Annotated in this window: 11 protein-coding genes and 1 pseudogene; 6 read left to right on the forward strand and 6 right to left on the reverse strand. The window is 67.7% G+C overall.

From position 1 onward, the window contains the following. Nucleotides 1-1670: pseudogene (locus tag NJ1_RS40040) on the reverse strand (hypothetical protein); the annotation flags it as partial. 256 nt (nucleotides 1671-1926) lie between these two features. Between NJ1_RS40040 and NJ1_RS32490 the strand changes: the two are divergent. Continuing rightward, complete coding sequence (locus NJ1_RS32490; protein ID WP_084479093.1) at nucleotides 1927-2370, forward strand: DUF3151 domain-containing protein; 444 nt, start codon at nucleotides 1927-1929, stop codon at nucleotides 2368-2370. Between the two features lie 68 nt (nucleotides 2371-2438). Beyond that, a complete protein-coding gene (locus NJ1_RS32495) occupies nucleotides 2439-3533 on the forward strand; it encodes an FUSC family protein (RefSeq protein WP_067702412.1) in 1095 nt (364 codons plus the stop codon). A gap of 122 nt (nucleotides 3534-3655) precedes the next feature. On the opposite strand, the gene NJ1_RS32500 is transcribed toward NJ1_RS32495, so the two are convergent. Together NJ1_RS32500 and NJ1_RS32505 are read right to left on the reverse strand one after the other, a co-directional pair. Beyond that, nucleotides 3656-4438: a site-2 protease family protein gene (locus NJ1_RS32500; RefSeq protein ID WP_067702288.1), complete on the reverse strand. Its 783-nt coding sequence runs from the start codon at nucleotides 4436-4438 to the stop codon at nucleotides 3656-3658. A 161-nt stretch (nucleotides 4439-4599) separates the two neighbouring features. After that, nucleotides 4600-5262, reverse strand: coding sequence for a hypothetical protein (locus NJ1_RS32505; protein WP_067702291.1), 663 nt, complete (start codon nucleotides 5260-5262; stop codon nucleotides 4600-4602). Nucleotides 5263-5631: 369 nt separating this feature from the next. Between NJ1_RS32505 and NJ1_RS32510 the strand changes: the two genes are divergently transcribed. Then, nucleotides 5632-6921 (forward strand): adenylosuccinate synthase, encoded by a 1290-nt coding sequence (locus NJ1_RS32510; RefSeq protein WP_067702294.1) that lies wholly within the window; start codon nucleotides 5632-5634, stop codon nucleotides 6919-6921. 102 nt (nucleotides 6922-7023) lie between these two features. Here the strand turns inward: NJ1_RS32510 and NJ1_RS32515 are convergent, their stop codons facing one another. After that, on the reverse strand, nucleotides 7024-7206 hold the full coding sequence (locus NJ1_RS32515; protein ID WP_067702297.1) for a DUF397 domain-containing protein: 183 nt from the start codon (nucleotides 7204-7206) through the stop codon (nucleotides 7024-7026). Continuing rightward, nucleotides 7203-8201 carry a Scr1 family TA system antitoxin-like transcriptional regulator gene (locus NJ1_RS32520; RefSeq protein ID WP_084479089.1) on the reverse strand — a complete coding sequence of 333 codons (999 nt, stop codon included), beginning with the start codon at nucleotides 8199-8201 and terminating at the stop codon, nucleotides 7203-7205. Before NJ1_RS32520 ends, NJ1_RS32515 begins: the two co-directional genes overlap by 4 nt. A 625-nt stretch (nucleotides 8202-8826) precedes the next feature. Between NJ1_RS32520 and NJ1_RS32525 the strand changes: the two genes are divergently transcribed. After that, nucleotides 8827-9012: a hypothetical protein gene (locus NJ1_RS32525; protein WP_067702303.1), complete on the forward strand. Its 186-nt coding sequence runs from the start codon at nucleotides 8827-8829 to the stop codon at nucleotides 9010-9012. 36 nt (nucleotides 9013-9048) lie between these two features. Here the strand turns inward: NJ1_RS32525 and yczR are convergent, their stop codons facing one another. Then, nucleotides 9049-10542: a MocR-like transcription factor YczR gene (gene yczR, locus NJ1_RS32530; protein ID WP_067702306.1), complete on the reverse strand. Its 1494-nt coding sequence runs from the start codon at nucleotides 10540-10542 to the stop codon at nucleotides 9049-9051. Between the two features lie 61 nt (nucleotides 10543-10603). Here yczR and NJ1_RS32535 point away from each other — a divergent pair, with 61 nt between their 5' ends. Both NJ1_RS32535 and NJ1_RS32540 read left to right on the forward strand, forming a co-directional pair. Next, nucleotides 10604-10906 (forward strand): hypothetical protein, encoded by a 303-nt coding sequence (locus NJ1_RS32535; RefSeq protein ID WP_067702309.1) that lies wholly within the window; start codon nucleotides 10604-10606, stop codon nucleotides 10904-10906. Between the two features lie 245 nt (nucleotides 10907-11151). After that, nucleotides 11152-11712 carry a methylated-DNA--[protein]-cysteine S-methyltransferase gene (locus NJ1_RS32540; RefSeq protein ID WP_067702311.1) on the forward strand — a complete coding sequence of 187 codons (561 nt, stop codon included), beginning with the start codon at nucleotides 11152-11154 and terminating at the stop codon, nucleotides 11710-11712. Nucleotides 11713-12081: the final 369 nt, after the last annotated feature.

Consider the following 12081-nt stretch of genomic DNA (forward strand, 5'->3'; position numbering starts at 1 on the left):
GGCGGCGACGGCCGAGTCTCCTCGACGTCCTCGGGCACGACACCCGGCCCACTCTGTCCCTGACCCGGGCCGCCCTGCCCGGGACCACTCTGCCCCGGACCACCCTGGCCGGGACCGCCCGGGCCGCCTTGACCGGGAGCCCGGGGCCCCGCGTTCCGAGGTCCCACATTCCCGCGCGGCGTCTGCGGCAACTTGCTCACCGCGCGCCCCTGCGGCCCGGAAACCCGGCTGATCTTCTCGGTAGCCTGCTCACCCGACACCACCGGCAACATGGTGGTCGCCGGATCCACCTCGGCTGCCCCCTGTCGCATGGACACCGTCTGCGCGTCCCCGTCACCGTCGTGCGCGTCGGATCGGCCGTCCGCCGCGTCATCGACGCTTCCGGCGAAGCCTTCGGTGTCGGCGGATCCGCCGTCGACCGGACGACTCGAATCGCCCTGTCCGCCTGCGGAGTTCGATCCGCCGTCCCGGTTCCGGGCGTCACCGGCCGTCCCGCTCGCCGCGCCGCCGGTGGCCGCGCCGCCTCGCTGGGCTGAATCCGATTGCGCCGCTGCGGCTCCGGAGCGCTCATCGCCCACCGGCCCGCCGGGCCCCGACGAAGGGCGCTCTCCGCCTGCGGCATTCGCGGTAGCCATCGATGCGGTCGCATCAGTGGCCATCGATGCGGTCGCATCAGTGTCCATCGACGCGGCCGCATCAGCGGGCCCGCCACCCGCGACATTGTCGCCCGGTCGGCCCGCGCCGCCCCGGTCGCCCGCCGAGGCGATCTTGAACACGGTGGTGGGAGCGTCCGCGGTGGTGGGTGACTGTCGCTGGTCGCCCGACCCCTGCGGCCGCTGCGCATCAGCCGAACCCTGCTCCTGCGGCCGCCGAGCATCCGAGCTGCCTTGTCCCAGCGGCGGTTGCGCGCCGGGATTGCCCGGATTCCGAGGCGGTTGTCCGCCGGGGTTGCCGGGGGCCTGAGGCGGTTGTCCGCCGGGATTGCCCGGGCTCTGAAGCGGCTGCCCGCCGGGGTTGCCCTGGTTCTGCGACGGCCGCGCGCCGAGACCACCGGGGCCCTGCTGCTGTTGACCGCCCGCGAAACCCTGGCCCTGGGGCTGCTGACCAGGGGAGTAGCCCTGCTCCTGCGGGCGCTGAGGCGCGTTGCCCGGTCCCTGCGAGGGCTGCCCGCCCGAGTTGACGCGGTTCTGCTGTTGTTGCGCACCGGCATTGCCCGGGTTCTGCGGTTGCCCTCCGGCAGCACCGGGCTGGTGCGACACGCCCGGGGCGTTGCCCGGCTGTGCGGCGTCGGTCCGGGGGCGATCCGCGCCGGGGGAGACCGGCTGAGCCGCGCCCCGATCGGGGCGGGCAGAGCCCGCGGTCTGGTAGCGGGTGGTCGCGTCGTCGGATCCGCCCTGCGGGCCCTCGTACTTGATCGTCGCGAAGCCGGGAGGGCGATTGCCGCCGGGGGCCGCGGGGTCGGCTCCGCCACCGTTGCCCGTGCCGCCGTCGCCCCCGCCGAGGTTGTCACCGGGGCTTGCACCGATGCCGGGGTTGCCGCCGGGCGCGTTGCCGCCGCCGGGGTTCGGGTTGCCCGCTCCGGCGGCCGGACTGCCGGGATTTCCTGCCGCTGCCGGATTCCCGGGGCCGTTCGCGCCCGGACTCGCTTGTCCGCGTAGGGAGTTCGGCACCGGAGGTAGCGGTGAGGGGGACACGCCTGGGGTGCGGAACGCCTCTGTGGGTGCGTTCGACGCGGGGTTCACTGATCCTGCGGGGGTGTTCCCGGCGTCCGGTTCGGCGCCCTCGGCCCGGTCTGCCGGATCGGCAGGGCCTTGTGGCTTTCGGTCGTCGGTCGAGTCGGACACGCGTTACCCCTCGCTTTCGGCGGAACTGTGATTCGACGGTCAGCCTACTGAGAGTTCGAGCGGTCGGTGCAGAATGATCGGCATGACCTCCTTCGGTGACCTGCTCGGACCGCAGCCTGTATTGCTCCCGGAAATCTCCGACGCAGAGGAAGCGCTGCTCGACAAGCAGGATCCGGTGCTGGTAGCGGCGGCGCATCCCTCTGCCTCCATCGCCTGGGCGTATCTCGCCGAGGCCGCCTTCGCCCGTGGTGAGGCGGCCGAGAGCGAGGTGAACCACGACATCGTCGCGGCCTACGCCTTCGCCCGCACCGGCTACCACCGCGGCCTGGATCTGTTGCGCCGCAACGGCTGGAAGGGTTTCGGTCCGGTGCCGTGGAACCACGAGCCGAACCAGGGATTCCTGCGCAGTGTCGGCGTGTTGGCGAAGGCCGCCCGCGCCATCGGTGAGACCGACGAGTACGCGCGCTGCCTCGATCTGCTCGAGGACTGCGACCCGCGCGCGGCCGGCGAACTCGGCCTCGACTGAGTACAGCCGACGTGACCAGCGGCCTGGGCACGACCTTCGACGCCGCCAAGGACAGCGGCGTCGCCCGCATGCGCAATGCCGGTAAACGATTGCGCTCCTCGCTGCTGCCGATCGTGCAGTGCGCGGTCGGCGCCGGCCTGGCCTGGTTCATCGCGCATCATGTGATCGGCCACCCGCAGCCGTTCTTCGCGCCGATGGCCGCGATGATCTCGATCGGTGTGTCGTTCGGCGCGCGCCTGCGTCGCTCGGTCGAATTGATCGTCGGCGTGGCCGTCGGCATCGGTATCGGCGACCTGTTCGTCTCGCAGGTGGGCACGGGTGTCTGGCAGATCTCCCTGCTGGTGATCGTCGCCATGAGCGCGGCCGTGTTCCTGGACGGCGGCCCCGTGATCACCATGCAGGCGGCCAGTTCCGCGGTGCTGGTGGCAACACTGTTGCCACCGCACAGCGGCGGTTCGGGCCTGCGCATGGTGGACGCGCTGGTCGGCGGGCTGGTCGGCATCGTGGTGGTGGCCGCGCTGCCGTTGCACCCGGTGCGCCGCGCCCGGCAGCAGGCGGCCGACATTCTCGACGTCATCGGCAAGGCCCTCACCGAATGCGCCGACGGTCTGCTCGAACACGACGCCGAGAAGATCAAGACCGCTCTGGACGCGGCCCGCAACACCCAGGCCCCGATCGATTCGCTCCGCAGCACCCTCGAGGGCGGCAAGGAGATCATTCGAATCTCCCCGCTGTACTGGAACTCTCGCGCCCGCCTGCAACGCCTGCGCGACACCGCCGATCCGCTCGACAACGCCGTGCGCAACACCCGCGTCCTGCTGCGGCGCGCGCTCACCTCGGTGCGCGACGACGAGGTCCTGGACCCGCGCCTGATCCAGCAGGTCGAGCAGCTCGGGCAGGCCGTGGACGTGGTCCGCAAGATGATGCTCGCGGATCCCGACGAACAACCCGACCCCGCCGAGGCGACCCGCGTTCTGCGCTCGGTCGGCAAGGGCGCGACCATGGATCTGGTGAGCGGTGCGGGCCTGTCCGCTCACGTCGTCTTCGCCCAACTGCGTTCCATCGTGGTCGATCTCATGCAGGTGTGCGGCGTCCGCCGACTCTCGGCCATGGCCCTGCTGCCCCCGACCGTGGACCACCCGTATGTGACCCCCATCGACTGAACCCGCACGGTGTGGGCTGATCACCCACGGGGCCCGGGTGGCCGCCGAGCGGCTTCATCGGCCGAATCCGGCGCCGATCGCCCGAGCCGAGTCCCGCTGTGCCGCAGAGCCGATCGCGTGCCTCAGGTCCAGAAGCGGGTCAGCGATCCGCCGTAGCTCGGCCAGATGGACGGCACGCCGGACAGATCGAACAGGGCGTGGATGCCGTCGAAGAAGGCGCGGTTGACCTCCGGCACGAACAGCAGCGCGACCAGGATCAGGATTCCGTACGGCTTGATCTGATCCACCGATCGCCGAGTCTGGTAGCTCAGCGACGGTTCCAGGATCCCGTATCCGTCGGTGCCGGGAATCGGGATCAGATTCAGCACGGTGGCCGTGATCTGAAGCAGCGCAAGGAAACTCAGCCCGAACCAGAACGCGGGATGCGAATACTGGCTGCCCCACAGCTTTACGATCAGCAGCAGCACGACCGCGCAGACCGCGTTCACCGCCGGGCCCGCGCCGCTCAGAATCCGTTGCGTGCGTGGGCTGAACGAATGCGAGTGCACGTAGACCGCACCGCCGGGCAGTGCGAAACCGCCGAGCGCGATGAACAGCACCGGCAGCCCGATCGACAGCAGTGGATGGCTGTACTTGAGCGGGTTCAGCGTCAGATATCCGCGCATCTCGACCTCGCGGTCACCAGCGCGGAAAGCCACGTACGCGTGCGCGAATTCGTGCAGGCAGACCGACACGATCCAGCCCGCCACCACCATGACGAACACACCGAACTGCGCCCAGCGCGAGAGCAGATCGGCCTGCCAGGCGAGCACGCCGCCCGCGACCGCGATCAGCACCACGACCAGGAAGATAGGGCTCGGCCGCACCGCACCGGCGGCTCGGCCCACTGTGTAGGGGTTGGTCACTGTGATAACTCCAGCACGTCGGAAACTTCCATGGGGTTCGAGCGGACCGAATCGCTCCGGCGGCGATGTGCGCCCGGACATCCCGTGCGCACGGCTCGACGCGAGAACCGACCGGCATGCTCGTCGCGGTCGACTCCATTCTGGAGCAGAGTCCGCGCGGATCAGCGCACCAGCAGCCAGGGCTCGTGGTGTCGATAGAACGTGGACCGCGGAACGATCTTGTCGGTGGTCACGCCGTCGCGCGTGACGATCGCGCCGCGGGTACCCAACTGGACCGCGCGCCCCGGGACCCAGCGCCGCCCGCGCAGCAGTCCGCGCTGCACGTGCGCCTGCAATCCGGGCATGGCCAGCGTGGGTGAGATGTGCAGCGCGTTGACCTTGCCGGTGAACAACCGGACGTCGTCGACGTACGCCTCGCCCTCGAGCTTCTCACTGTTCGCCCCGACCAGGGTGGCCCGGCCGATCAGCACCTTGCCGGTGTCGTCGCGGATCAGCGGGGTCTCCCTCGCCTTGCCCTCGAGCGCGCGTTTCGCGGCGGCCGAGCCGGTGCCGGTGTCGTAGGCGCGCGAGCCGTAGGTGCGATCGACCGGCACGAAGCCGATCTCGACGCCGAGGCGTTCGGTGCCCAGCAAATGCGTGAGTACAGCGGCCAGACCGGCGTCCTCGCCGAGCACGATCAGCCTGGGCAGGCTGTCGGCGGCCATGACGGGCAGCAACTCATCGAGTTGGGAGCCGGTGGGTATGGCCGCGGTCTGAGTGGTGGGCAGGGAGGCCAGCGCGATGGGAACCGGCGCGCCGTCGCAGCGGAGAACATGGGTACTCAACTGCCGTGCACCCTCCTCGGACCTGACACACCAATCGCCTCGCTGCCTTGTGTCGGACCCCCAGCCGGTCCGTCTCCCCGTGCCACCATAACCCTGTCTTCAGGGGCATGTCGGTCTCGCTGCTCATCCGTTACTGTGTCCGCTTTGCCGCGCCTGCTGTCCAGTTCGTCGCGTACGCCGTCCGCTTTGCCGGGCTCCCCGCAACCTGTCGTACACCGGCTGTTCTCCGGATACCGCCAAACCAGAGGGTATGCCCAGCCGGGCAATGGTCACGGCATCCATTAGACTGTCCCTCCGGCCACCGCCTTCCGACGGCGGGTAGCTGCAGCATCAGCGGTGCTGCGCGTCGAACCCGTAGGAGACTTCGAAATGCCGGCAATCGTGCTGATCGGCGCCCAGTGGGGCGACGAAGGCAAGGGCAAAGCGACCGATCTGCTCGGCGACCGGGTCCAATGGGTGGTGCGATACCAGGGCGGCAACAACGCGGGTCACACCGTGGTGCTGCCCAATGGCGACAAGTTCGCGCTGCACCTGATCCCGTCCGGCATCCTCACCCCCGATGTGACCAACGTCATCGGCAACGGCGTGGTGGTGGATCCGGGTGTGCTGCTGACCGAACTCGCGGGCCTGGACGAGCGCGGCGTGGACACCTCCCGCCTGCTGCTCTCGGCTGACGCGCATCTGATCATGCCGTACCACGTGGCCATCGATAAGGTCACCGAGCGCTTCCTCGGCAACAAGAAGATCGGCACCACCGGTCGCGGTATCGGCCCCTGCTACCAGGACAAGGTCGCTCGCGTCGGCGTCCGGGTCGCCGATGTGCTGGACGAGAAGATCCTCACCCAGAAGGTCGAAGCCGCACTGGAATTCAAGAACCAGGTGCTGGTGAAGATCTACAACCGCCGCGCGCTGGATCCGCAGCAGGTGGTGGACGAGATGCTCGAGCAGGCCGAGGGCTTCAAGCACCGCATCGCCGATTCGCGGCTGCTGCTCAACGAGGCGCTCGAGCGCGGCGAGATCGTGCTGCTGGAGGGTTCGCAGGGCACCCTGCTGGACGTCGACCACGGCACCTACCCGTACGTGACCTCCTCCAACCCGACCGCGGGCGGCGCGGCCGTCGGCGCGGGCGTCGGCCCGAACAAGATCACCACGGTGCTCGGCATCCTGAAGGCGTACACCACCCGCGTCGGCTCGGGCCCGTTCCCGACCGAGCTTTTCGACGAGTCCGGCACCTACCTCGCCAAGACCGGCGGCGAGGTCGGCGTCACCACCGGCCGCGCCCGCCGCACCGGCTGGTTCGACGCCGTGATCGCCCGCTACGCCACCCGCGTCAACGGCATCACCGACTACTTCCTCACCAAGCTGGACGTGCTCTCCAGCCTCGACACCGTCCCGATCTGCGTGGCCTACGAGGTCGACGGCAAGCGCGTCGAGGAAATGCCCACCACCCAAACCGATTTCCACCACGCCAAGCCGATCTACGAGGAAATGCCCGGCTGGTGGGAAGACATCTCGGGCGCGCGCACCTTCGAGGAACTCCCGATCAACGCCCAGAACTACGTCAAGCGCCTGGAAGAACTCTCCGGCGCCCGCATGTCCTGCATCGGCGTCGGCCCGGGCCGCGACCAGACCATCGTGCGGCACGACATTCTGGCGTAGAGCGCCTCGGGGGCCGAAACCCCCTACGGTGAGCAAACATTCGCCCCCGGTGCATTCGATGTGCCGGGGGCGAAGCCGTTTCCGACTCGGCGGCGTCGTGCCCTACCGGGTCGTGAAGCGAATGAAGCTGTCCCAGTCCTCGGGAGTGAAGAACAGCTCCGGCCCACCGGGATTCTTCGAGTCGCGAACACCGACGGCATCAGCGGCGTGGCATACCTCCACGCACTGCTTCCCGCCTTCGGACCGGCTCGACTTGTACCACTCGCCCGCGATCGGCTTCTTCATGCCGCGTACTCCTTCGCCACTCGAAACAAGAGGTCTCTCGAAGCCTCTTCGGTCAACGCTACAGTCGCAAGGTTCGCGATTGCCTCGCGATATTCGTCGAGTTCTTGCTCATGCTCGTGGAACGTACTGCCGAGCGCGCCTTCGGCAAACACCACAGGCGGTAGGGGTGTGCCGTGGCCAGTGGTTGGGAACCGCATCAGCGTGAACCCCTGCATCGTCAGCCCCCTATGAGCACCGGCTCCGAACGGGACAACCCTGATGCTGACGGCCTCTCGTCGACCACTCTCGGCCACCGAGCGAAGCTGTTCGGCCATAACCCGCACGCCGCCGGGCTGGTGACGTAGAACCGCCTCCGACACGAACGCCTCCAGTTGAAATCCGGCGTCGTCGAGACGTGTCTTGCGCTGCTCGGTCAGCTCCAGGCGGCGTTCCAGGTCCACTGCGGACACATCCGGTTCGTTGATCAGGATGATTGCTCGGCGATAGTCGGGAGTCTGTAACAGGCCCGGAATGATCGTCGGCTGATAGGTGATCATGGATTCCGCAGCGGATTCCAGCCGGAGGAACTTGGGAAAGTTCGGGGCTATCTGATCGGTGTAGGACTTCCAGAAGCCCTTCGAAGTACCTTGCAGCCTTTCGACTTTCGCCTGTTCTTTGACTTCCTCCCACAGACTGAGAGCCTCGGCGCGGTTGGCCTCCTCCGTGCCGTAGTAGTCCAACATCGCCTTTAGCTGCATCGTGCTGATTTTCGTACTCTGGCCGTCCTCGAGCCGCTGGATCGTCATGCGTGACACCTCCGCCTCCACTCCGGCGGCGAGGAGTGTCTTGTTCGCGCGATCTCGCAGCTCGCGCATGAGGTTTCCGAACGCTCGGCGAGAGACCGTTGATCCAGTCATTTCGTTAGCCTCGCTATCTGAATATGCTCGAATTAGCTGGTGCACGTGCACATTTCGTGCACGCACAGACTGAATACGTTCAAACTGTGCGCCCAGCATATTTGCTCTGCATCACGCTGTGAACGGTTCAAAAACTATGAACCGGGTGTCTACTTGGGAGGTGCCCGGAGCGGGAAGCCTCTGACAATCGGCGACCGCCAAGCCAGTGGATCAGTGACTCACGTCGTCGAAGTGCCATCGATCCTGCGCCCGGGTCGTCAACTATCCAAAGACCAAGGGACACGCAGATGTTCAGTCAAACGTGGTCGATCGCATTCCCGATGATTCCGTGTTTGCTCGTTCTCGCCTGGGCGGGTTTGTCGCCTGCCTTCGATCGTCCAGTTGCCCCACGTGCTGCTTTCGGTCGGCGAGTGGTCGAACTGCCGAACGGGCGCAAACTCCGCTTGACGGCGGCGCACCGTTCGGGCGGCAGGCATCGGCCGAAAGGTTGGTGGCGGTGGTGAATTTCAGAGTGGTCCGTCTTCATTCAGATCAGGAGAGGTTGCCCGCGATGTCGCTCAATTCTGGATTCTGTGTCAACGGCCGTCACCTGCAGTGCGGCACCACCGGGTGTGACTGCGGTTGCCACGGACTTCAGGGCAGCGGTTCAGCGAAGCGGACGCCGCTGGCGGTGGTTCCGTCACCTGGAGAGACAGTCGAAGTCATCCACCGGGAGTACCGATTCATGGCGTCCTTCGGGACCGAGAAGGCCATGGCCGAATTCGAGGAGGGAGTGCGGCAATTCAAGACCGACTGGAGGGAGGTAGCGGCCGTGGAGGTAACGGACATGATGCCGTCCACTACCTCTCAGACGATTCTGGCGCGCATGTTCCACGAGATCAGAGCTGTCGACCGGGCTTGGCGGCCTTGACCACGTCGCGTAGCGCGGTCGGCGAACGGTGTTGCGTCAGTAGGTGATCAGGGGGGAGAGGGGGTCGGCGGCGTGGGGGGTGAGGGAGGTGTAGGTGGCGGCAATGGATTTGACGGCCAGGCGGAGGTCGGGTTCTTCGTGGGTGAAGGGGAGGCGGATGAAGCGTTCGAAGGCGCCTTGGACGCCGAAGCGGGGGCCGGCGGCCAGCAGGACGCCGTGGTTGGGGGCGGTGGCGGCGAGGGCGGTCGAGACCGGGGCGGGGAGTTGGGCCCACAGGGACATGCCGCCCGCGCCGGGGGCCACGCGCCAGTCGGGGAGGTCCTCGGCGAGGGCGTCCAGGAGAGTGGCGCGGCGCGAGAGGAGTTGTTGCTTGCGGGTGGTGAGGATTTCGTCGGCGTGCTGGAGCAGGTGGACGGTGGCCAGCTGATCCATCACCGGGGTGCCGAGGTCGACGGTGGAGCGGGTGCCCAGGAGTTTGGCGATGAGCGGCTGATTGGCGCGAACCCAGCCGACGCGCAGGCCGCCCCAGAACGACTTGGACGCGGAGCCGATGGTGACGATCTCCGAGCCGCGCGCGAAAGCCGCTGCGGGCGGCATGGATTCACCGTCGGTGAGGTCCAGATCCACCATGGATTCGTCGACGATCACGGTCATCCGGGTCTCGCGCGCGATGGCGGCGAGTTCGGCGCGGCTCTCGGCATCCATGAGCAGGCCGGTGGGGTTGTTGAAGTCAGGGATCAGATAGGCGACGCTGGCGGCGGTTTGCCTTGCCGCGCTGCGGATTCCGTCCATGTCCCAGCCGTCGGGGCGCATCGGAACCGGCACCGGCCGCGCGCCCACATCGCGAATCGCCTCGATGGCATTGGGGTAGGTGGGATGCTCGATGAGCACCCGCTCGGCGGGGGTGGTGAGCACGTTCAGCAGCAGTCGCAGACCGTGCTGCGCGCCCAGCGTGATCAGGATCTGATCGGGTTCGGTGGGCAGGCCGCGCTCGGTGTAGCGGCGGGCCAGGGCCTCACGCAGGATGAGCACGCCCACCGGATCCATGCCGTGCGTGCCCAGATAGGTCGGAAGTCCCTGCAGCGCATGTGAATACGCCTCGCTCATGATCGGCGGGGCGGCCATGGCGGCGTAGGTCATGTCGACGGTCGGCAGTTCGGGCTGCGCCATCATGGCCAGAATGCTGCGGGCCGGTTTGGTGCCGTCGTGCACGACGGTCGGCGGCAGCGCCACCGTGCTGCGCGAACCCTGCCTGCTGATCAGATAGCCGTGCTCGCGCAGCAGCGTGTACGCGGAGGTGACCGTGGTGCGGCTGACCGCGAGGCTGGTGGACAGATCCCGCTCGCTCGGGAGGGCGACGCCCAGCGGTGCGCGGCCGTCGTGGATCAGCAGCCGGATGCTCTCGGCCAGGGCCACGTAGGCGGGTCTGGTCGGACGCTTGGCGTCCGCGGCGGCCACGCCCGGCTCGTCGTGCCGCCAGCGGCCCAGGTCGCGTGTGAGGCTCGCGGCGCCGATCACTCGTGTTGCCATAAGGGCCAGTATCCGGGCACTGGATATTTATTTCAAGTCCAGCTGGAGCCACCATGGAGACATGCTCGCTCTACTCGCCTCCGCACTGGTCGTCGCCGCCTTCGCCGGTCTCGTGTACCGGTACGCACCCAAGCCCAGCGAACGCTGGGGGATGCTGCTGGAGCGGTACCGCCCGCATGCCCCCATGTCCGACTGGTCTGCCATGGATTATGAAGCGGCGCGCCAGTATTCGGACCTCGCCGCCGTTCGGGCGTACCGGGAACCGGAGCCGCCGCGCACCCCCGCCGCGCTGGTCCGCCGTAAGTCTCCGGTCTTGCCGGACCTGTCCGGGATCCCTTGCCGTGGCGAGACAGTCCAGTTCTAGAAAACTGGCCCGCATTGGGGATCTTGTGCGAAGGCCACCCATCCGACCGGACTCGGAACCTCGCTTTGCCCGGCATCGCGTCGGAGCCGCGAGCCTGCCACCTCGAACCTCGGAACTCGCCGTCGAGCGGCATCGGATCCCGCCCCGGACTCGCCCTCTCCACATCGGCCGATCGCCGAGGTCCCGAATCGATTCGGGACCTCGGCGGTTCATACATTGTCGGACCTCGAGTGCACACTGAAGAGATGTCCGACCAGGCCCGTCCGCTCGCTTCGGCGGCGCTCTTCGATACAGCGATCGGCACCTGTGCCCTCGCCTGGAGTGCCACGGGCGTACTGCGGTTCGCTCTCCCCGAAGACGACCCGGAATCGGTGCGCGAGTACATCCTGCGCGGGCATCGCGTCTACGAGATCCGCGAAGCCGAGCCGACCCCGGAGATCGTGGACGTCATCGCCCGCGTCCGCGCTCACCTCGACGGCGAGTTGGACGATCTAGTCTCGATTCCGCTGGACACGGCCACCCTCAACGACTTCGACCGCGCCGTTTACGACATCACCCGTGCCATCGCCCCCGGCCACACCCTCACCTACGGCACGGTCGCCAACCGGATCGGTGCTCCCGGCGGAGCCCAGGCCGTGGGCCAATCCCTCGGTCGCAATCCGATTCCCCTGATCGTTCCCTGCCACCGAGTCCTGGCCGCCGACAATGCCCTCACCGGCTTCTCCGCCCCCGGCGGCGTCACCACCAAACAGCGCCTGCTGGAAATCGAGCGAACCCCCGGCTTCGGCGAGGCCACCCTCTTCTGACTGCGGCCTGGCCTGGCTATACCTCGTGTGATGTGTAAGTCCGCCGAAACTGGAAAGTCATGTCGTGACATGCCGGCAACGGCGAATCCGAGGAAAGAGGCGGATTTCATGACCCTGCACGAACCCGGCCCCAACGGCAGCTCCGGTGATCTCTGGAACGTACCCGTCAACGCCGATGACGACGGCCGAGACTCCACCCGAACCAACCAGCTGTAGGTTCGTCCTCACCCTTCACCGGATCCGACCTCGCCCCGATCGGTCTGGGGCAGAGACAGTCACGACGACGCGCTCGCAGTATCCAGTCGAGATGCGGTGTCTATCGAATCCGGTCGTCGTCGGGGCAGGTCTCGCCTGCGGGCCTCCGCGCTC

It is taken from the genome of Nocardia jejuensis NBRC 103114, from assembly GCF_001613145.1.
Taxonomy (GTDB): domain Bacteria; phylum Actinomycetota; class Actinomycetes; order Mycobacteriales; family Mycobacteriaceae; genus Nocardia; species Nocardia jejuensis.